Source organism: Alkalibacterium psychrotolerans, from assembly GCF_054784355.1.
Map to the genome: position 1 here is coordinate 1 of NZ_BAAGPH010000136.1, position 21,507 is coordinate 21,507.

Annotated in this window: 22 protein-coding genes; 3 read left to right on the forward strand and 19 right to left on the reverse strand. The window is 43.1% G+C overall.

All coding sequences use genetic code 11. The annotated features are described in order from the left end of the window. Both tnpA and ACYVLS_RS10980 read left to right on the forward strand, forming a co-directional pair. Positions 1-182 (forward strand): IS200/IS605 family transposase (tnpA, locus tag ACYVLS_RS10975; protein WP_460324460.1); only part of this gene is annotated, 182 nt, incomplete at its 5' end. A 43-nt stretch (positions 183-225) separates the two neighbouring features. After that, complete coding sequence (locus tag ACYVLS_RS10980) at positions 226-405, forward strand: hypothetical protein (RefSeq protein ID WP_460324462.1); 180 nt, start codon at positions 226-228, stop codon at positions 403-405. A gap of 134 nt (positions 406-539) precedes the next feature. Here the strand turns inward: ACYVLS_RS10980 and eno are convergent, their stop codons facing one another. From eno to ACYVLS_RS11055, 15 genes are all read right to left on the reverse strand, one after another. Beyond that, entirely contained in the window at positions 540-1,841 is a 1,302-nt protein-coding gene (gene eno, locus ACYVLS_RS10985) for a phosphopyruvate hydratase (RefSeq protein ID WP_460324464.1), read from the reverse strand. A 100-nt stretch (positions 1,842-1,941) separates the two neighbouring features. Next, on the reverse strand, positions 1,942-3,471 hold the full coding sequence (gpmI, locus tag ACYVLS_RS10990; RefSeq protein WP_460324466.1) for a 2,3-bisphosphoglycerate-independent phosphoglycerate mutase: 1,530 nt from the start codon (positions 3,469-3,471) through the stop codon (positions 1,942-1,944). Next, positions 3,472-4,227: a triose-phosphate isomerase gene (gene tpiA, locus ACYVLS_RS10995; RefSeq protein WP_460324468.1), complete on the reverse strand. Its 756-nt coding sequence runs from the start codon at positions 4,225-4,227 to the stop codon at positions 3,472-3,474. Between the two features lie 294 nt (positions 4,228-4,521). Further along, entirely contained in the window at positions 4,522-5,709 is a 1,188-nt protein-coding gene (locus tag ACYVLS_RS11000; protein ID WP_459768997.1) for a phosphoglycerate kinase, read from the reverse strand. A 224-nt stretch (positions 5,710-5,933) separates the two neighbouring features. Continuing rightward, positions 5,934-6,926 carry a type I glyceraldehyde-3-phosphate dehydrogenase gene (gene gap, locus ACYVLS_RS11005; protein WP_460324471.1) on the reverse strand — a complete coding sequence of 331 codons (993 nt, stop codon included), beginning with the start codon at positions 6,924-6,926 and terminating at the stop codon, positions 5,934-5,936. Positions 6,927-6,966: 40 nt separating this feature from the next. Beyond that, the gene (locus tag ACYVLS_RS11010) at positions 6,967-7,995 is read right to left on the reverse strand and encodes a sugar-binding transcriptional regulator (RefSeq protein WP_460324473.1); all 1,029 of its coding nucleotides are present in this window, start codon (positions 7,993-7,995) and stop codon (positions 6,967-6,969) included. Positions 7,996-8,155: 160 nt separating this feature from the next. Further along, positions 8,156-8,698: a thioredoxin domain-containing protein gene (locus ACYVLS_RS11015; RefSeq protein ID WP_460324475.1), complete on the reverse strand. Its 543-nt coding sequence runs from the start codon at positions 8,696-8,698 to the stop codon at positions 8,156-8,158. A gap of 689 nt (positions 8,699-9,387) precedes the next feature. Continuing rightward, positions 9,388-9,984, reverse strand: coding sequence for an ATP-dependent Clp endopeptidase proteolytic subunit ClpP (clpP, locus tag ACYVLS_RS11020; RefSeq protein ID WP_460324477.1), 597 nt, complete (start codon positions 9,982-9,984; stop codon positions 9,388-9,390). Positions 9,985-10,144: 160 nt separating this feature from the next. Next, positions 10,145-11,572, reverse strand: coding sequence for a cryptochrome/photolyase family protein (locus ACYVLS_RS11025; RefSeq protein WP_460324479.1), 1,428 nt, complete (start codon positions 11,570-11,572; stop codon positions 10,145-10,147). Positions 11,573-11,936: 364 nt separating this feature from the next. Beyond that, positions 11,937-12,872, reverse strand: coding sequence for a D-ribose ABC transporter substrate-binding protein (locus ACYVLS_RS11030; protein WP_460324481.1), 936 nt, complete (start codon positions 12,870-12,872; stop codon positions 11,937-11,939). Positions 12,873-12,897: 25 nt separating this feature from the next. Then, positions 12,898-13,860 (reverse strand): ABC transporter permease subunit, encoded by a 963-nt coding sequence (locus tag ACYVLS_RS11035; RefSeq protein WP_460324483.1) that lies wholly within the window; start codon positions 13,858-13,860, stop codon positions 12,898-12,900. Beyond that, positions 13,860-15,341: a sugar ABC transporter ATP-binding protein gene (locus ACYVLS_RS11040; protein ID WP_460324485.1), complete on the reverse strand. Its 1,482-nt coding sequence runs from the start codon at positions 15,339-15,341 to the stop codon at positions 13,860-13,862. Before ACYVLS_RS11040 ends, ACYVLS_RS11035 begins: the two co-directional genes overlap by 1 nt. Positions 15,342-15,353: 12 nt before the next feature. After that, complete coding sequence (gene rbsD, locus ACYVLS_RS11045) at positions 15,354-15,755, reverse strand: D-ribose pyranase (protein WP_460324487.1); 402 nt, start codon at positions 15,753-15,755, stop codon at positions 15,354-15,356. Beyond that, positions 15,730-16,644, reverse strand: coding sequence for a ribokinase (gene rbsK / locus ACYVLS_RS11050; RefSeq protein ID WP_460324489.1), 915 nt, complete (start codon positions 16,642-16,644; stop codon positions 15,730-15,732). Before rbsK ends, rbsD begins: the two co-directional genes overlap by 26 nt. A 17-nt stretch (positions 16,645-16,661) precedes the next feature. Continuing rightward, positions 16,662-17,627: a LacI family DNA-binding transcriptional regulator gene (locus tag ACYVLS_RS11055; protein ID WP_460324491.1), complete on the reverse strand. Its 966-nt coding sequence runs from the start codon at positions 17,625-17,627 to the stop codon at positions 16,662-16,664. Between the two features lie 204 nt (positions 17,628-17,831). Between ACYVLS_RS11055 and ACYVLS_RS11060 the strand changes: the two genes are divergently transcribed. Beyond that, entirely contained in the window at positions 17,832-18,593 is a 762-nt protein-coding gene (locus ACYVLS_RS11060) for a lysostaphin resistance A-like protein (protein ID WP_460324493.1), read from the forward strand. A gap of 65 nt (positions 18,594-18,658) precedes the next feature. On the opposite strand, the gene ACYVLS_RS11065 is transcribed toward ACYVLS_RS11060, so the two are convergent. The 4 genes from ACYVLS_RS11065 to ACYVLS_RS11080 all read right to left on the reverse strand — a co-directional run bounded on the left by ACYVLS_RS11065 (position 18,659) and on the right by ACYVLS_RS11080 (position 21,186). Continuing rightward, the gene (locus tag ACYVLS_RS11065) at positions 18,659-19,129 is read right to left on the reverse strand and encodes a hypothetical protein (RefSeq protein WP_460324495.1); all 471 of its coding nucleotides are present in this window, start codon (positions 19,127-19,129) and stop codon (positions 18,659-18,661) included. Between the two features lie 248 nt (positions 19,130-19,377). Continuing rightward, positions 19,378-19,971: a TraX family protein gene (locus ACYVLS_RS11070; RefSeq protein WP_460324497.1), complete on the reverse strand. Its 594-nt coding sequence runs from the start codon at positions 19,969-19,971 to the stop codon at positions 19,378-19,380. Between the two features lie 120 nt (positions 19,972-20,091). Beyond that, positions 20,092-20,496 carry an arsenate reductase (thioredoxin) gene (gene arsC, locus ACYVLS_RS11075; RefSeq protein ID WP_460324499.1) on the reverse strand — a complete coding sequence of 135 codons (405 nt, stop codon included), beginning with the start codon at positions 20,494-20,496 and terminating at the stop codon, positions 20,092-20,094. A 147-nt stretch (positions 20,497-20,643) separates the two neighbouring features. Then, positions 20,644-21,186, reverse strand: a complete 543-nt coding sequence (locus ACYVLS_RS11080; protein WP_460324501.1) for a restriction endonuclease — start codon at positions 21,184-21,186, stop codon at positions 20,644-20,646. Positions 21,187-21,507: the final 321 nt, after the last annotated feature.

Sequence of the window (21,507 nt, forward strand, 5' to 3'; positions counted from 1 at the left end):
ACAAGGCCATTAGTTCGGTCATGAAGGCATTGAAGGGCGCTTCTGCAAGGGACTGGTTTAAAGCCTACCCAGATACGAAGAAGGAGCTTTGGAAAGGGTCGTTATGGTCACATAGTTACTTTGCCAGCACTGTAGGCGATGTATCCAAAGAAGTTGTGCTGCAATACGTTCAGACCAGCTAAAAGAATACAATAGCGGGCGTTCGAGACGTGATTCATCCCCTGGTTGAAACCAGGGGTTTTCTCACTAACGCCCCGTATAAAAGATCTGCTTAATCAGATTGACTATTTAAGGCAAAATGGAGATATCAATGAGGCTGAACGGGATAACTTGAAAGACATTGCCAACCGCAACCTTGAAGCTAAAGGCGAAGACGCATTCGGACGTCTCGATGAAGAGAATTAACCAGTTACTGTTAAGGAGGAGGTGTAAAAGTACAGAACACAGTCTTTTTACACCTTCTGTTTTCTTAGAATATACAAAAAACCCGTGTCGCACTACTTTAAAAGCAGTGCGACATGGGTTTATTATGAAGTGAATTACTTGTCAGCTAAGTTATAGAAAGCTTCTAGTCCTTCGTATACAGCCAAGTCACCTAATTGGTCTTCAATTCTTAGTAACTGGTTGTATTTTGCAATACGGTCAGTACGTGAAAGAGAACCTGTTTTGATTTGTCCAGCGTTCAATGCTACAGCGATGTCTGAAATAGTCGCATCTTCAGTTTCACCAGAACGGTGAGAGATAACTGCAGTGTAGCCAGCTTTTTTAGCCATTTCGATAGCATTGAATGTTTCTGTCAATGTACCGATTTGGTTAACTTTAATCAGGATTGAGTTAGCTGTGTCGTTTTTGATTCCACGTTCTAGAATCTTAGTGTTTGTTACAAACAAGTCGTCTCCAACTAACTGAATCTTGTCGCCTAAACGCTCAGTTAATAGTTTCCAACCGTCCCAGTCGTTCTCGTCCATTCCATCTTCAATAGAGATGATTGGGTATTTGTTTACTAATTCTTCAAGGTAATCTACTTGTTCAGCAGCAGTACGTTTCGCACCGTTTTCACCTTCGAATTTAGCATAGTTGTATACGTCGTCTTCGTAGAATTCAGCTGCTGCACAGTCAAATCCTAGGTAGACATCTTTACCAGGCTCAAGTCCAACTTTTTTGATCGCTTCAAGAATCGTTTCAACACCGTCTTCAGTTCCATCGAACTTAGGAGCGAATCCACCTTCGTCACCAACTGACGTTTCTAGACCACGGTCTTTAAGGATAGCTTTTAGTGCGTGGAAGATTTCTGCTCCCCAACGTAAAGCTTCTTTAAATGTTGGTGCGCCAACTGGCAATACCATGAATTCCTGGAACGCGATTGGTGCGTCTGAGTGAGATCCACCGTTAACGATGTTCATCATTGGTGTTGGTAATACTTTAGTGTTTGTTCCGCCAAGGTAACGGTAAAGTGGCAAATCAAGGTAGTCAGCAGCTGCACGTGCAACAGCAATAGATACGCCTAAAATGGCATTCGCACCTAATTTACCTTTGTTATCTGTTCCGTCAAGTTCGATTAACGCTTTGTCAACGCCCATCTGGTCACGAACATCCATACCGATGATAGCATCAGCAATTGTTCCGTTTACGTTTTCAACAGCTTTAGAAACACCTTTACCTAGGTAACGGTCTTTGTCTCCGTCACGTAGTTCAACGGCTTCGTGTTCACCAGTAGAAGCTCCAGAAGGAACCATACCGCGTCCGAAAGCACCGCTTTCTGTAATAACTTCGACTTCGATAGTTGGGTTACCACGTGAATCAAGAACTTCGCGTGCTAGTACGTCTGTAATAAATGGCATTTGTATTTTCTCTCCTTTAGTTTTCTTTTCCCAATTTTTGGAAAAAGCTTGGTTTAAATATTTTAATTGTTCTATTTAAGAACAGTTTAAAATCAGTTGTTTATTTCTCGATTAAGCTTTCGCCGGTCATTTCTTCAGGCTTTTCAATGCCTAAAAGATCAAGCATAGTCGGTGCCACATCAGCGAGTTTACCGTCGCCTCTTAGCGTTACACCTTTTTTAGTGACAATAACCGGTACAGGCACTGTTGTGTGCGCAGTATGGGGGTTACCTTCAGGCGTCAATTCCGTATCGGCATTTCCGTGGTCAGCAAAGATAATCACTGAGCCGCCTTTTTCATGGATAGCATCCACCACACGTCCAAGGTTTTCGTCTACCGCTTCAATCGCTTCGATTGTCTTATCCAGCATGCCTGAGTGTCCAACCATATCGGGGTTAGCATAGTTCAGGATGATGGCATCGTGTTCATCATTTTCGATGTCTTCAAGCAAGGCATCCGTTACTTCGTATGCACTCATTTCCGGTTTCAAGTCGTATGTTTCAACTTGAGGGGACGGAATCAGGATACGTTTTTCACCAGGGAACTCATCGTTGGTTCCGCCGTTCATAAAGAATGTCACGTGCGGATACTTTTCAGTTTCAGCAATACGCAACTGATTCAAGCCATTGTCAGCCAGAACTTGTCCGATAACATTTTTAAGGAATACAGGCGGGAACATAATTTCAGCATCCATGTCCGCAGTGTATTGCGTAAAGGTCACAAACTTAACGTTTTTAGGTGTCTGTCCTCTATCGAACTCTTCGAAATCCGGTTCAGTCAGTGCGCGTGATAATTCAATCGCACGGTCTGGTCGGAAGTTGAAGAACAGAACAGCATCGTTGTCTTTAACCGTACCAACAGCTTTGCCATCTTTTTCAATAACAACCGGTTCAACGAACTCATCCATTTTCTCGTTAGCGTAGCTGTCTTTCATCGCCTGTACAGGATCAGTTGCTTTGATTCCTTCGCCGTGGAAGATAGCATCGTAAGCACGTTTAACTCGTGGCCAGCGTGTATCTCTATCCATTGCGTAGAATCGACCAGAGATGGTTGCAATTTCACCGACACCCAATTCCGTTACAATGTCCTGCAGTTCTTCGATGAAGCGTGCGCCTGAATCAGGTGCTACGTCACGTCCGTCAGTAAAGGCATGGATATAGACTTTGTCTACACCTTTATCTTTAGCTGCTTCAACTAAAGCCGTTAAGTGACGCTGATGACTGTGAACCCCACCATCGGAAACGAGTCCAAATAAATGAAGCGCAGAGTCATTCTCTTTCACATGACTGACAGCATTATTGAGTGCTTCATTTGTCGCAAACTCACCGTCTTCAATCGCTTTGTCTATACGCGTAATACTTTGATAGACAACACGGCCAGCACCAATGTTGGTGTGTCCTACTTCAGAGTTACCCATTTGACCTTCAGGCAAGCCTACAGCCAGCCCAGAAGCCTTCATAGTATTGTGTGGGTAGTCGTTCCAGTAACGGTCAAAGTTGGGTTTATTCGCTTGTGCTACGGCATTACCGTATTCTTCTTCGCGCCATCCGAATCCGTCCAGGATAATGATGGCAACAGGTGCTTTGCTCATTTATTCAGCCGCCTCCAGTAGTTGTAAGAACGAATCAGCTTCCAGACTTGCGCCTCCAACTAGTGCGCCATCCATATCTGGTTGTGCCATTAACTCTTTAATGTTTGCTGGTTTAACTGATCCACCGTATTGAATACGGACAGCATCTGCAACGTCTTGTGAGTAAACATCAGCAACTGTTCGACGAACAACTGAGATAGTGTCATTAGCGTCTTCAGCAGTCGCAGTTTTGCCTGTTCCAATAGCCCAGATTGGCTCATAAGCAATAACTAGATTGCTTACCTGATCAGCGCTTAATCCTTTAAGAGCAGCTTCTACTTGACCGGAAACCAGGTCGTTAGTCTGTCCTGCTTCTTTTTGCTCAAGTGTTTCACCCACACAGATGATTGGAACCATGTTGTGGCTGATCACTGCATGTGCTTTTTTGTTGATGTCTTCATCTGTTTCATGGAACAGTTCACGACGTTCAGAGTGACCGATGATCACATAAGCCGCTCCGATATCTTCAAGCGCTTTAGGGCTGATTTCGCCTGTAAATGCGCCTTCGTCTTCAAAATGACAGTTCTGTGCAGCAATTTTGAGATCAGTATCCACTGTTAGATCGATCAGACTTTGAAGAAATAGACTTGGCGCGCCTATTACAGCGTCCACTTTGTCAGTTGAAGGGATCTTTCCTTTGACAGCATCGATGAACGTTGCCGCTTCAGTCGATGTCTTGTTCATTTTCCAGTTACCAGCGATAATTGGTTTACGCATTCTATCGTCCTTCTTTCTGTTGTGTAGTCCAGGGAAGTGTTCCTTACCTTTTGTTTAATCGCCGTCAGCGACCAGACCAGTTACGCTACTCATCTGGTCAAAACGGCTTGTCTTGCTTTTATTATCCAGCAATCCAAGCCTGACCTCGCACAAAAATGATGAATGAGCCATTGCGCAGTATGCTCTTCTAACGCATACTGTGACTCTACGCATTGAAATGCTAGATTCTCACCAATTGGGCGTCATTCCCTATTTTTGTGAAGGTCAAAACGGCTTGCCTTGCTTTTCTATTTATTATTTGTCTGAAATAGCTGCGATACCAGGAAGTTCTTTTCCTTCAAGGTATTCCAGTGAAGCTCCGCCACCTGTTGAGATGTGACTGAAGTCTTCTTCAAAACCAAGCTGCTGAGCAGCAGTCGCAGAGTCTCCGCCACCGATGATCGTTGTAGCATCTTCAAGTTTTGCAAGTGCTTCACAGACTTTGATTGTTCCTTGAGCGAAGTTGCTCATTTCGAACACACCCATTGGTCCGTTCCATACGACTGTCTTCGCATCTTTAAGTTCGTTTTCAAACAGTTCAACTGTCTTCGGTCCGATATCCAGACCCATCTTGCCTTCAGGAATGTTTTCTCCAACTGTTTCAGTTTCAACATCGTTAGAAAATTCTGCAGCTACGATAGAGTCAACGGGCAGGACAAGTTTATCTCCTGCTTTGTCGATCAGTTCTTTAGCTAGAGAAACTTTATCTTCCTCAACTAATGAATTACCAATGTCATGACCTAAAGCTTTGTAGAATGTGTATGTCATTCCCCCACCGACAAGAACTTTGTCAGCTTTAGCGATAAGGTTTTCGATGACGCCGATCTTATCTGATACTTTTGCTCCACCTAAAATTGCAACGAATGGGCGCTTAGGCTCATCAACTGCTCCACCGATAAAGTTGATTTCTTTTTCGACCAGGAATCCGGCAGCTGATTCAAGGTTTGATGCGATACCTACGTTTGATGCGTGAGCACGGTGAGCCGTACCAAATGCATCGTTCACGTAAACATCGCCTAGACCTGCCCAGTATTTACCTAATTCAGGATCGTTTTTGCTTTCTTTCTTACCGTCAACATCTTCAAAACGTGTATTTTCAAACATCAGTACGTCACCGTCAGCTAGTTCAGCTACTGCGTTTTCAAGCTCTTCTCCACGAGTTTGAGCTACAAACTTCACGTCTTTTCCAAGTAACTCACCTAGACGATCTGCTACAGGTTTCATTGATAGACCCGCTTTATCTTCTTCGGTCTTCACGCGTCCCAAGTGAGAAAAGACGATTACTTTTCCGCCTTGTTCAAGAATGTACTCCAAGGTTGGCAGTGCTGCCTGGATACGGTTGTCGTTAGAGATTTTTCCGTCCTTCATCGGTACGTTAAAATCAGCACGGACCAGTACTTTCTTGCCATTTAATTCTAAATCTTTAACTGTCTTCTTTGCCATGTGTAAAGTCCTACCTTTCTGTATGGAAAACTAACCCTGTTGACTCTGTTCCCTTTATTTCACAAAAAAAGGGGGAAGCGCGATCCCCTTTATTCAGTTTGAACAGTCCAATTTTTTGCTTGCGCATCAATCGTTGTGTCCTCTTAAATAATAGAGTATTAGCTCCCCCGCTTATTTATTACTTTACAATAGAGTTGTTTCTTATCTTAGATATTCGCTGGATATTAAAGGCTAGTGAAGTATTCTAAAGTTGAAACCATGTTTCCAGTGAATCCGTACTCGTTGTCATACCAAGCTACAGTTTTAACAAGTTGTCCGTCTTCGCTTTCCATGATTTTAGTTTGAGTTGCATCGAAGATTGATCCAGCAGGAACACCGATCACGTCAGAAGAAACGATTTCGTCTTCATTGTAGATGTAAGCACTTGATGATGCTTTTTCCATTGCTGAGTTAACATCTTCTACAGTAACGTCTTTTTTCAGTACAGAGTAAAGTTCAACCATAGAACCTGTTACTGTTGGTACACGTACAGCAGTTCCGTCGATTAGTCCATCAACTTCAGGAATTACTTTACCTACTGCTTTAGCAGCTCCAGTTGAAGCTGGGATAGCATTTTGTGCACCTGCACGGCTTTTACGTCCGCCTGGTGCATCTTGCAATACTTGACTAGATGTATAAGCGTGAATTGTGCTCATAAGTCCACGGCTGATTCCGAATTCGCTGTTCAGTACGTTAACCATTGGTGCTAGGCAGTTAGTTGTACATGAAGCAGCAGATACGATTTGATCGTCAGCATCTAGGATTTCGTGGTTTACACCGTAAACGATTGTTTTCAGATCGCCTTTAGCTGGTGCAGAGATCAATACACGTTTAGCTCCAGCATCAACGTGTGCTTGAGAAGATTCTTTAGATACATAGAAACCAGTACATTCAAGTACAATATCGATTCCAAGGTCTCCCCAAGGTAATTTGCTAGCGTCTTTTTCTTCAAAAGCTTTAATTTCTTTTCCGCCAACAACTAGAGAGTCACCTTTAACTTCTACATCATGCGGGAAACGACCTTGAGCTGTATCATATTTTAGTAGATACGCTAAGTCTTCGTTATCTGTTAAGTCGTTGATTGCTACTACTTCTAATTCTGTATCCATTTCTAGGATACGACGAAGTGCTAAACGACCGATACGACCAAAACCATTAATTGCTACTTTTGTTGACATAATCTAATTTCCTCCTTAGGAAATAAATATTTTTTTTATTTTAAAGGGTTTCCCCGTTTAAAATCTCATTTGCGGCTGCCTCATCCGTCACTAACCAAGTGTGAGGAGGGACAGTTTTCATGTGGGCTTTTATTGCTTGCGCTTTTTCTCTTCCGCCGGCTACAGCGACCACATTCGCTATACTCGGTAATTCGGAAGACTGCAGGCCTATGCGGGATAATTTGTGTACAATATCTCCCTGAGGATTAATAAACTCACCAAACGCCTCTGCGACTGCTTCTTTTTCAACAAGCTGTGCCAGCGTCTCTTCGTCCATCCCTCTTCTTTTAGCCATCTCGAGCGCATTGCCGATACTGTAAAGTACCAGTGTTGCATTTTCCAGAATATCAAGGGTTTCCTTGATTTCCGGTTCTTCAAGCAACAGTGAATAAGTTTCTGACCGAACATGTTCGGGAGCATATAACGCCCGGCTCATTCCGCCAGTCTTCTTCGCCATCATCTCTGCGATAACATTGGCCTGTATATCAACAGATTCGCCTAGTCCACCACGTGCGGGGACAAAAAGGAGTTCTCTGTTCAGGCCCATCTGCTGACTGATGACTTCTGCCACTTGAACCATCGTTGTACCGCCCATAACTGCTACCGTACTTTTTCCTTCCGGTAATAGAAAGTCCATGACCTCTGTTGTGGCTCGCGCCATATCTACCAGAGTTGTCTGATCCTTATCTGAATTACCGATGACGATAGTACAGTGTTGAATGCCAAGTGCATTTGCCAGTCGTGTCTCTTTTTCCTGAGACTGGACATGCTGCCCCATCAATTCTTCTAATTGATAATACACAGTCACTCCGGTTGGTGTACATTCCATACCTTGACTGGACGATTTAATCAGACCCTGATTCCTTAGAACTTCGACCTCTTTACGGAGTACACGTTCTGTAAATCCCAGACGTTCAGCTAGTGTTCGTCTGCCTATAGGTGCTGATTTCTTGATATGACTCAAAATGTAAAACCGTCTTTTCAAAATATGAAGTGTGCCCGGTGCAACTTTTTCAATTACTGACAGCATATAACTAGGCACCTTTCCTGACACTCTATTCAACTTGAGCTGATCGACTACAAGATAGTCTCTCTTGCACGTTCTATTACAGTGTATCAGCAAGCGGGCCAGAAATCAACCCATCAACTTAAATCGGCGGGACATTAGTTGTCCAATGAAGAGCGTTGGATTATCTCTCTTCATTTCTATTTAGTTTGCTTTCAATAATACTTTCAAGTTCCTCTTCCGTTATATGCTCGTCAAATACGTAGTCTTCAATTACTACTGTCGGAACCAAGGTCACATTAGCTGCTTTCACTTCATCTCTGATTGCTTCAGACTGACTAGTGTTGTCCTGTTGTTCGGCACCCCGTTTTGCCTGGGCAAAAGCTGCGACTTCGTCTTCCGGCAAATCACCCCATTCATTCAAGTGAGTCATATAGTAGTCCAAGTCGTTCTCGGCCTGCTCGATATTCTGATAGTTAATGTGGGCGTGAAGGATATTCCCTTTTCTTAAACCCGGTTTATCCTTGTCGTATAATTTGATGATACGCTCTACTTTATTGTCCTGAACATATTTGTCCAAGACCGGACTGCCTTTTTCCCACCATTCCTTGGAAAAAGGACACCTTACATTGAGAAATTCTACTACTTTAACTGGTGCATCTGTATCGCCTAAATGCAGACCCCCTTTGGTAGTGACGGCATCCGTTTTTATAGCTGATTTGTCCACGTACGCACTCCTTTCTCTTTTACTCTACTTATTCTATTATACTCTTGTGAAAAATCATTAGCCAATCATAAGCCCTATAGATTTCTTCTTCACAATAGCTGGTTTTTCCTAGGGGGTTCTTTAAAAAATAGCGATAATTTTGTGCTTCGGTAAAGTGGAAAGTTTCAAGGAGATGAGTCTGCTGAAGTTCAGTGATATTAGGTAAACTCACCCTCGGATTATCGTGAGTGTGCCGAAGTGGGGGCTCCTTCGGTATACCCGGTAATGTTTCGCTCTGAGTTTGCTGAAATACGTGAGCTTTCGGCGAACTCAAAGCAAATTTGCGCTGAGTCTGCTAAAGACTGCTCTTCTTTAGCAAACTCAGCTATCTGAAAATTTGAGTGAACCCAAGATGCCTCTTTTTCGGTAAAGTGAGTGTGTTGGTTCGCTGCAATCTGCCGAACTACCCCACTCTTTGGCAGACTGGCTGCCTTGGTCCTTGTCAGTTTGCCGAAGAGGACATTATCGGTCAAAACGTCTCAATACAATCTTCTTGTTTATACTGAAATGTGTCCGTTAAGCTACTTACTTGCTTTAAAAGCTATAAGGAAACGGTCAGAACTGACCGTTTTTCCTTTTATCAAGTACAAAAAAAGCCAGCTGACTAAAATCTCAATGGACTTAGCCAGCTGGCTTCTAAAGGTATTTAATTATTTTGTTAAATCTTCTGAGCTATCCATAATCTGATCGACTAAGCCGTAATTTTTAGCTTCGTCGGCAGTCATGAAGAAGTCACGATCTGTATCGCGCTCGATAACTTCCATTTCCTGACCAGTGCGCTCAACCAGAATACGGTTCAAGCGGTCACGGGTTCTCAAGATGTGCTTGGCAGCAATTTCAATTTCAGTTGCCTGACCTTGAGCTCCACCTAATGGCTGGTGAATCATAATTTCTGAATTTGGCAGGGCGAAACGCTTGCCTTTTTCACCGGCAGCCAGCAGGAAGCTTCCCATAGAAGCCGCTAGACCAATAGCGATTGTCTGAACGTCCGCTTTAATGAAGTTCATTGTATCGTAAATCGCCAGTCCAGCAGTAACACTTCCGCCTGGTGAGTTAATGTAAAGATAAATATCTTTTTCAGGATCCTGAGCGTCCAGGAATAAGAGCTGAGCAATAACTGAGTTGGCAACCTGGTCATCAATGCCGCCACCCAGCATAATGATGCGGTCTTTCAGAAGACGAGAATAAATGTCATACGCACGCTCGCCGCGTGGAGATTGTTCAATAACTGTAGGTACTAAATTCATATTTATTTCCTCCTATAACTTCATTCTTAATTAGTGTAGCATATTTGTGTTTTTTAATGAATCTAAAATGATTATACATTAAAGGTCAAAGAAGGTCAAAGGTTTCGTCTGACTTTTAGCTTTAATAATCGAAGCTATTGGTTTCTAACCCACTGAATCTTTATTCTTCACTTTCATTTGCTGCCCTCTTCTTACTCTCTTCAAAAGCTTGAATAGCCAATTCCCGGCTTCGTTTATGGTTAACAATGGGTTCAGGGTAATCGTGTCCAATTATTACACCCGCTTCTTCCTGCTCTTCTTCCGTGAGTTTGGATGGTTCGTGAATTTTTTTATCGGTAATGTTTTTCAGTTCTGGGACAAACTTTCTGATAAATGAACCGTCTTTGTCAAAGCGCTCGGACTGAGTGGTCGGATTGAAGACTCGAAAATATGGGACCCCGTCCGTTCCGGTTGATGCCGCCCACTGCCAGCCGCCGATGTTACTGGCTGCATCATAGTCAATCAGCATCTTCTGGAAATACTTTTCTCCCCAGCGCCAGTCGACCAGCAAGTCTTTCACTAGAAAAGACGCTGTAATCATTCTCAAGCGGTTATGCATCCAGCCGGTTTGATTCATCTGTCGCATCGCTGCATCGACAATCGGGAAGCCTGTTTTTCCTTCTGTCCATTTTCTGAAGTTCTCTTCATTATTGTCCCAGTCAATTTGTCTGAAGTCTTCCTTGATGGACTGCTCTTTCTGTTCTGCGTTCGTCGCATAAATCATATTGTAAAAGTCGCGCCAGGCCAGCTCCTGAATAAAGGTTTCCCGACTCGTAGACGCCTCGGCTTTCATGACTTCTGAGTAAACGGTGCGAATCGACAATTCCCCAGCTCTCAAGTGCTTGGACAGACGACTCGTCGCGTCTTTCATCGGAATGTCTCTGGCTTCATCGTAGTCATTTAAATGATTTTCAATAAATTCTTCCAGACGGTCATGCGCAGCCGCGTTCCCAAGTTCAACGTCATCAAGTTCGGCTTGCTTTGACAGAAAGTCATCGAACTGTTTTTCATCTTCTTCAAAAAGCTGATCTTTGATTATTTTTTCTTCCTTCCAGTCAACTTGAATGACATCAGGCTTTTGCTTTTCTTTCCACTTATTAAAGTAAGGGGTAAACACTTTATAAGGTGTGCCCGAATTCGTCTTGATTTCCTGAGCGGAATGAATGTGGTGATCATGGTAGCCATGAGCCGTTACTTTCAACTCTTCAAACAGCTTGCCTGCCTGCTTGTCACGCTTCAACCCATACCCTTTTTCATCGCGATTCACATAAATATCCTTCCAGTCCGGGACTGTTTCTTTAAGCTTTTTGAACGATTCTTCTAAGTCCCCAAATAATATCTGAAGCTTGCCACCTTTATCTTCTATTTCTTTTTGAAGTGTCCGTACACTCTTGAAAAAAGCAGCCTGGTTCAGGGAACCTGCTTCCAGAAATTGTTCAGGATTAACGTGGAACAAGAGCAGCAAGTTATCTTCCCTTTCCATTGCTTCTTTCAGTGCTGTGTTGTCTTCTAACCTCAAATCTCTTCTAAACCACATCACTGCTGTCATGGTTTGCCTCCTCAAATAGTGCAGCATTCTAGGTAATTGTAACATATGACAGGGTAATTTTTCTTACTGACGGATTGCTTCAGTTTACTCCTGGTTTATTAGTGTGAACTACATTTTTCAGCTCATTTTGTCGAGTTCAGTTTTCTGAACTCCACCGATTAGTCAGTTTTACCAAACAGAATGCAGTTCCTAATAAAATTAACATGCAAACTACACTCCGACGTTAGTTCACCTTATAAAGGATTTGACGAACTAGACAACTATTGAAATTAGTGCAGTTAAATTAGTCGGCCTCTTTAAAATCTATTAGACGAAAAAAACTCACTCAAAAGCGAGTGAGTTTTTCCTATACCCTATTAACCTTTTATTCTGCACTGATCAGTTCAAGTGGTGCAGCGATTTCCTCGTCGATTGTGGCGCCTGAGAAGTACTCGTACACAGTATCGACAGCAATGGAGCCCATTTCATACGGTTGCTGCGCAATGGTTGCATCTAGTCGTCCTGCTTCAATTTCTGATAAAGCGTCATCATTACCGTCAAAACCGACAACAACCACGTCACTCATGCCTGCGCCTTCCAACGCTTCAAGTGCACCTAAAGCCATTTCATCGTTTTGGGCAAAGACTGCATCAATATCTGAGTAGGACTGAATGATGTTTTCCATAACGCTCAAACCTTCTGAACGGTTAAAGTTAGCTGACTGGCTTTCAACAACATTGAGTCGCTCGTCTGCAACATTACGGAAACCTTCTCCACGTTCGTTGGTTGCAGATGCTCCCGGTACGCCTTCAAGCTGAACCACACTGGCATCTTCTCCCACTAAGTCGATGATAAACTCAGCTGCCATTTCTCCGCCTTCCACGTTGTCTGATGCGATAAAGGTCAAGACGTCGCCGCCTTCACTCGAACGGTCAATGGTAATGACAGGAATACCTGCTGAGTTAGCTGACTCAATAGCTGGTGTAATCGCGTCTGAATCCACTGGGTTAATCAGAAGAATATCGACCCCTTGCTGAATCAAGTCATCAATGCCGTTGATTTGAGTGGCTGTATCATCCTGGGCATCAACCGAACGGACAGTTGAACCATTTTCTTCTGCTGTTTCAACCACACCTCTTTGCAGGTCTCCGAAGAAAGGGTTATTCAATGTAGAAATGGATAAACCGATGGTAATCTCCTCGGCTGACATTTCTTCCACTTCGCCATTATCTCCTGCCTGGTCGCCTTCCAGAGTAGCTGCTCCACATGCGCTTAAAGCCAGTACTGATGATAGTGATAATAGTCCGATAAGTTTTTTCATTGTTAATTCCTCCATTTTTCTCTTTTTATTTTTTTCTATCCAATAATACCGCAATGATTATGACGACCCCTCGGACAACCTGCTGGTAAAAGCTGGATACGCCAAGTAAGTTTAGGCCGTTGTTCAATGTTCCGATAATCAAGGCACCAATGAGTGTCCCGACAATACGTCCTTTACCGCCTGCCAAGCTTGTTCCGCCAATAACGACTGCTGCAATGGCATCCAGTTCATAAGCTGTCCCCGCAGTAGGCTGGGCTGAGTTCAATCGAGACGTTAAGATAAGTCCTGCTAGTGCTGACATCATTCCGGATATCGCATAAACCATTGTTTTTACTCGGTCAGATTTGATCCCGGCAATATAAGCCGCCTGTTCATTCCCACCGATGGCAAAAGTTTTACGGCCAAAGGTCATCTTATGAAGTACGATAAACAAAATCATAAAGGCTGCTGTTGTAAGAATGACTGGGAATGGAATCCCGAATAGATAGCCTCTTCCGAAGAACTGAAAAGCAAAGCCGCCACCGAAGCCGGTAATCGGATTTCCTTCAGTGTAAACGAGCGTCAGTCCACGATAGATGGTCATCGTAGCCAGTGTGCCGATAAATGGTGCCACATTTCCTTTTGTAATCAACAGTCCGTTGATCATTCCCAGGAAAGCCCCTATTAAAAGACCCGCTAGTATAGCCAAAGGCGAAGGTACTCCCAAGGCAATAATGCCTGCTGTCAAGGCACTCGATAAGGCCAGAGTCGAACCGACTGAGAGGTCAATCCCTCCGGTGATAATGACAAAGGTCATCCCGAAAGCAATCAAGGCATTGACTGATACTTGTCTCAGGAGATTAAGCAGGTTGGCCGGCCTGATAAAGTTCACGTTCAGTACCGTTACGATGAGCATAAGCACAATCAGCGCAACCAGCGGACCCAGTTTGCGGTACAGTTCACTTCGTTTTTCTTTTTTTCTTGTAATTGCTGCACTTTTTGTATCCATTATTTTCCTCCTGTAGCTAAGGTCATGATGCGTTCTTCTGATAATTCTTCCCGGTTCAGTTCGCCTGAAATTCTTCCTTCATGTACGACCAGTACCCGGTTGCTGACACCGATCACTTCCGGCAAGTCACTTGAGACCATGATAATGCCGACGCCGCGTTCTGCCAGCTCTTTCATCAGATTATAAATTTCACGTTTGGCACCGACGTCAACCCCACGAGTCGGCTCATCAAGAATCAGTACGCGAGAACCGGCACCAATCCATTTGGCAAGAACAACTTTCTGCTGATTCCCACCAGATAAAGCTCCGACAGGCAGTTCCATATGGGCGGTCTTGACGGTCAATCGTTTAATGAGTAGATCAACGAAGTCCTCTTCTTCCTTGTCGTTAATCCAACCGCCTTTTGAAAATTCTTCAAAGGCTGTCATACTGATATTGTCTCTGACTGAAAAATCAAGAATCAGTCCCTCTGATTTTCTGTCTTCTGTCAGGAAACCCATACCTTTTGAAACGGCATCCGATGGCGTTTTAATGCTTATTGTTTCGCCATCCAGATGTAAGTCGCCACTGTCAATGTCGTCTATTCCAAAAATACCTCGCATGATCTCCGTTCGTCCGGCTCCCATCAAACCGGAAAACCCTAAAATTTCACCGGCATGGAGGGTAAAGGATATATCCTCGTAATCGGGCATATGCGTCAGATTTTTCACTTCAAGTACCGGCTCGCCTTTCTGATTATCCATTTCCGGATAGTAATCATCCAAATCTCGCCCGACCATGTGCCTAACTATTTCATCGTAGTTGGTGTCACTGGTCTTTTTCGTACTAATGGAGACACCGTCTCTCATGACTGTTACCCGGTCACTGATTTCAAATATTTCTTCCATTCGGTGTGAGATATAAACGAGAGCTACGTTCTTTTTTTGAAGCTGTCGAATAATTTTAAATAACGTGCGGATTTCTCTGTCTGTCAAAGCCGCTGTCGGCTCGTCCATGATAATCACTTCTGCATCATTCAGAAGTGTCTTGGCGATTTCAACCAGCTGCTGCTGCCCGACGCTCAAAGTTTTCATGGTTCGACTGAAAGAAATATCGATGCCCAGCTCCTTAAAGACGGCTGCGGCTCTCTTTTCCATTTCTTTTGTCTGAACCCAGCCCAGTTTGTTTTTCATTTCCTTGCCCATGAACATATTTTCCAGCACCGTCATATCCGGCCAGGTAATCATTTCCTGATGGATAAAACTGACGCCATGCTCTTCTGCATCTTTCGGATTGGCATAGAGGGTCTCTTTGTTATTGATAAACACTTCGCCGCTGTCTTTCTTATGCAATCCTGTGAGGATATTCATCAGTGTCGATTTCCCGGCACCGTTCTCACCCATTAAGGCATGCACTTCACCTGATTGGAGCGTAAAATCGACGCCCCTCAGTACTTTGTTTTCACCAAATGCTTTGGTGATACCTTTCATTTCAACCTGCACAATACATTCCTCCTAAAAAATTACCCCTGCCTGTAAAATCACATTTGCGTACGGTGTAACTTCTCCTGTTCGGATAATGGCTTTCGCCTGTTTTGACCGCTCTTTGAATGCCTCATGAGACAGGTAGGAAACGTCTGCACCCTCCTGATCCAGCTGTTTAAGAACCTCCTGGTGTACAGCATCGTTCTGCTCTTTAATCTCTTCTGCCAGTAATGCCTGTTCCACTTTCATGTCGGCTAAAACCACTTCAACAACATCCATGAATAGGGGCGTCCCCTGTTTCAATGCCAGATCAATTTTTTTGACTCCATCCGGTACTGGCAAACCGCAGTCTGCAATGATGATCTCATCGGTATGGCCTAAATCCGCCAGTAATTTACTTATCTCACTATTTAAAATTCCATTCTTTTTCAAAATGCTCATGCTCCTTCATCTGTTCTAAGCTTGGTGCACCTGTCTGGGCTCCGGGTTTCTGAATCGACATGCCGGCTGCCAGATTACCGAATTTGATGCTGTCTTCTATAGTCAGACCCGATGCATAGGCAAAGGCAAAAGCTCCGTTAAATGTATCTCCAGCCCCCGTAGTATCCACTACTTTTTTAACCTTGAGTGACGGGACGGTCTGAATACGCTCACCGTCATGGAAAACGGCTCCTTTACTTCCTAAGGTAATGATTAGTTTATTTGGGTACTTGGCAAGCAAGTCCTCCCTGTCCTCACCTGGAAACAGGACGTCACATTCCGTTTCGTTAGGTGTCAAAAAGGTCACTTTGTCCAGCAGCTCCCGCTCGATTTCACGTGCCGGCGCTGGATTTAACAGCAGCGGAATGCTCAGTTCACTGCACTTTCTGATTAAATACTCTACTGTCTTCACAGGGGTTTCGTTCTGAACAAGAACAAGGTCGCTTTGCTGAAAGACGGTCTCTTTCTCGAAAACCTGTTCCAGCATGTCCTCAGAATACGCTCCGTTGGCACCCGGCACATAGATAATTGAATTATCCCCTTCGACGAGTGTAATAAATGCCGAACCTGATGATTGTGTAACCCGTTCCACATTATTTACAAAAATGCCGTTATCCTTTAAATTCGTCAGCAGCTGATCGCCGAAAGCATCTTCTCCTACAGCTCCAAGCATTGCTGTCTCTGCACCTAGTCGAGCGGCAGCCGCTGCCTGGTTCGCTCCTTTTCCGCCAAAGCTGGTGCTGAAGGCTTTTCCTTCAACCGTTTCACCCATAAGCGGCCGTCTGTCCGTCTCGACAACGAAATCTGTCGATATGCTTCCTATCACCGTAATCTTTGCCATAAAATCTCTCCTGTTCTTTACCTTAATGAATCTCTTTTGATTAGTTTTGGCTCAAGCTTCACTTTCTTGTTCTCAACAACATTTTTTTCAATCAAATCCACCAGCATTTTGGCTCCCTTGTATCCAACTTCATAAGCTGGCTGGGCAATAGTGGTCAGTCCTGGATACATCAGTCTGCTGAACAGCATATCATCGTATCCGATAATCTGAATATCGTCAGGGATGTTATACCCTTTTTTAATGGCTTCCTTCATAACTGCCAGGGCGTACACATCATTACTTGCAATCACGCTGTCGAAAGTCTGAAATGTCTGAAACAGGTTTTGAGCAGTCGCTTCCGCTTTATCCACTTGGTAAGTATCTGTTTCAAACACCCGACAATCTACATCTGCTTTATTCAAAACATCTAAAATACCTGACAGGCGATCCTTAGCTCCGGAAACTGTCTGCGGTCCAGCCATTACAATGATTTTCTTTCCGCCCGCGTCCAAAATTGCTTGACCAGCCAGTTCGCCGCCAAGGCTGTCATCGGTTGAGATAGAATATATTTCATCTTCTTTGGCTCGGTCCAGCAGAACAAAAGGCACACGGTCATTGTACTTTCTCTGACCAGAGGCTGCTGATAAAATCCCACTGATGTTGTACTGTGAAAAAAACTTCACGTACATATCTTCCTTGTCTGAATTATCTTCCACATTTCCTAAGATAACCATATAGCCATTCTGCTGGGCATAGTCTTCTACACCTTTTGCCAGCAAAGGGAAGTAGGGGTTAGAGATATCGGGCAAAAGCAGGCCAATCATTTTAGATGTCTTCTGGTAAAGTGAGCGGGCCACTTCGTTTGGAACATATCCCAATACCTTTATGGCTTCTTCCACTTTCTTACGGGATTCTTTTCCAACGTATCCGCTGTCATTTAATGTCCTGGAAACCGTAGCTACAGAGACACCGGCATATTCTGCCACCTGTTTGATTGTCACCATCGTTGTCCACCCCTCAATCTGTAACCGATTACACATTTAGTGTAACATGACTTTTTTTATTGTCAATAGGAAGCGCTTTATTTTTTTAAATCCTGCTAAATTTATTAATCTGCTCTTTGTAGTGACTGTTTCGCACACTTTATTGGCATCTTTAACGCATCTTTACTATACTTAAGAGCATGAAACTTTTTAGGAGGAAATTTTATGAAATTAACTGAGGGGTATCCCTTGAGAAAAATAACTATTGGCGAACAGCTTTTGATGTGGCTGGTCTCCCCTGTGCTTTTTCCACTTATCGCTTCGGTCTTATTTGGAATAATATATGGTTTGTGGACTACGGGAACCGGTCAGTCACCAGATGAAATTCTGGAAGGAATCGGTAGTCTTGATGGTCTGATTACTTTTGTTGGCTTTACTGGCAGTCTTTTGCTGATGGCGCTCATCATTATGATTAAAAAACTTCCAGTCATGAACCGAAAGCGGCTCAGTAGAGAGGAATCAGCTGGTGTGCGAGGCCTGACGAAAGAGGATTGGAAATTCCTTGGGTGGTTTGTCCCTGTATCCTATGTTTTGTTTAACATCGGCGGATCGATTCTGGAGGTCGTGATGGGAGGCGGCGAACTAGTCAACCAAGAAGCGGTGGAAGCACTGGTGGTGGATACACCTCTTTGGATGCTGTTCATTATCATTGTTATCGCTGCACCTCTTGCTGAAGAATGGCTCTTTCGCGGCATAATCTTCTTCAGGAAGGAACACAATGAGATTAGCTGGACGACACTAATTCTCACATCCATATTGTTTGGTCTGGTCCATGTGCCCACAACTGTCGTCGCAGCCTACACTTATGTCGGCATGGGCCTGTTATTCGGTTACGCAGCCAAGCGGACGAAATCTGTGGAAGCTGCAATCTTCTTCCACTTTTTCAATAACCTGATTGGCTTTATCGTTTTAGCCGCTGCTGGGTAAAATATAAAGCATCAAAAAAAGGCTGTCCTGCTATCAGGGCAGCCTTTTTTGATACTCATCTTTCTTTATGCGAAAATTGCAAACATCAGTCCAGCAAAAACAAATAGAAGTACACTGCCTGCATTAATTGCTTGCTGCTTTTTCAGTGGTACCTTTTTATCCACATAGTCTGAAAAGAAATACTGGTAACTGTGCCGTAATATGTAATATACTCCTACCGCTCCCAATGCGCTGAGTAATGTCTGGAATGTAATATCCCCAGTGCGTGCCTGCTCAGTCAATAATTGCATCATCAATAGAAAAGCTGGAGCGATAATATATTCGTTGGTAGGAAATTCTTTAAATTTTGATTTAGCGGGTGGAGATGAACCGACAATCTTCATCAGACCTTCTCTAAATGCCATACTAATGACACCAGAAAGTCCTCCAATAACAATTTTAGTCCATAGAGGTTCCTCCCAGAACAGAACTAAAAGGACAGTCATAACTAAGATGCCTGTCAGACTTGATAGGGTCTCAATTTTGTCTTCACTCATACGTTTTACACTCTTTTCTCTCTAACTTTTACAAAGGCTTACTCATCTTTCATCTGCTCTTCTACTTTTCTTTCCAGCTCTTTTACCTTGAACGCCAGACTGGACACCATGAAGAACAAACTGCTAATCAACAACAGTAAAATCGAATTCCACATGTTATACTCTCCCTTCCACTCTATATAATTATTATTTATTTTTCATACTACTCCGTCGGCTTAACATAATTAAAAGCCTTTTCTGCAGCTTCCCTACTGTATAAGTATTGCTATCAGCAGCAATGCAGCCTGGTGCAGCGGATAGAACCAGTAGAAAAAATATCTAGGCAGTCGAGGCAGCCTGATTCCTTTTTTCATCCAGAAGAGCGGTACAGACAGAACTGACAGGGCCTGAGTGCTGAAGCCAATCAGAAACTGAACTGCCAGTGCCCAAACAACTCCCTGGACCTTGTCCTCTTTTTTCATCCAGTAAATCGCCCAGCCGAACAGAAAGCCGTAAATACTGTACTCTGCAATAAAACTCAGCAACATAAAAAGCAGGAAGTATCGTTTGCATTTCATGGACAAAGAAAAAATACCCAGCAGAAAAAGCACATTAATGGTGTTCGGGGTCACCGGCATGGACAGAACTCCAAGCCCTAACAGACGGATGATGTACTTCTTGTAATCCGATGTCCGTTCAGTCCCTTCAACCGTACTGTAAAGAAAACAGGGAAAAGCGATCCGGCCAATCATGCGCATCCAAATCAAACCGGGAAAAAGAAAGTAACCAATATGGTCTATCAGCATAGTCAGAATACCAACCCATTTTATGGTGTTCAGTTTGTCATCGAACTCTTTTTTCATGGTTTCTCACCTTTTTCCTGGCATAATGCCCTCTGTCTTGTCTTTCTCATTATAACTTTTTCAAGATAAAAAAACAGCGCAGACAAAATTACCCAATGGCGTCTACACTGTCTAAAAAGTTTACTTTAGTGTCTGAATTCTCTCTTTTATATTGTCTCGTGTTTCACGAAACTTATTCAGAATTTCTTCTTCCGTTCCCGTGGCTTTAGCCGGATCCTCCAAGTCCCAGTGTTCATGTGCGACACCTTTTGGAATCGTCGGGCATTTATCCAGTGCATCGCCACACAATGTGATGATCAAATCCGCCTGGTTAAAGTAGTCCTGGTCAATCAAGTCGGATGTCTGCCCACTAATGTCCACACCATCCTCTTTCATCACTTTAACGGCTCTCGGATTTAGACCATGAGTTTCTATTCCCGCACTTCTGACTTCAAACTGGTCAGAATCAAGCAGTTTCCGGCCGTACCCCTCTGCCATCTGGCTGCGACACGAGTTACCTGTACATAGAAAGTATAGTTTGTTCATACAAGATTCCCCTATTCTTTTCAATAATCATTTAACTTTTCATCTGGTTTATTAGAAGAATGATTGGACACTTTTTACAATAATTAAAGTAATACATCCTTCTAAAATCATAAATCGATTTAATTAGTTTAATTCAAACTTCTAGATTTAATCTTCGTCTTTAAAGAAATTATCAAGTTCATATGTCTCTACTTTCTTTATATATAGTTGATGTTTCTCAACGAGATTTGCAATCTCCTCACCATCGATTAACGTTATAACCCGCGTTCCTTCTCTCGAAGCTTTTAATGCTTGTTTAGTAAAAACGGAAGTAGTAATGAATATTCCAAACTCAGCATTATACTTATCCATCGCTCCTCTAAATTTATCGATTTCAGGGGAGGACACGCTGCCATTCCATCTCTTAGCTTGAATGGCCACTCGAGAAGTTCTAAAGTCATTAGCTGTTACATACCCAAAACCATCAAGTCCACCGTCGGCTACTGGTTGAATACCAATACTTTTATCAATATCTACACCCATTTCTTTAACTAGAGCTCGAGAAAATAGTTCGAATTTAGTTGGGCTCATATTTATAAGGGCTTCCTTGAGTTCATCCTTCCATCCTTCAGTTACATCTTCTTCTGAGATATCCATTTCATTGTCTTCAATTACTTTAGGATCTTTTGCTTTTCGTTTCTTTTTATTCACTTTTGATCGCCTATCCCACTCTGGTTCCGATATTAAATTTACCTCATGATTAAGCTTTTCTTCATCGTCTAGATTAAAAGTTCTACCTTTTTCCGTTAATTCGATATTTTTGTTTTCAGTGGGGGTTACAAAATCTGCAAATTCCAGAGATCTTAATCCGAAATTAAACGGAAAATTAAAAGGTCTAAACTTATCCTGAATAATTCATAGTACCTTGTCAGAACAGGCATTTATCCCGCTTTGATAAGGTTTATCACTCTATTCCTTCTTCACCCGTTGGGTGAAGAAAAAAATATACAAAAAGAGCACACTCTATGTTAT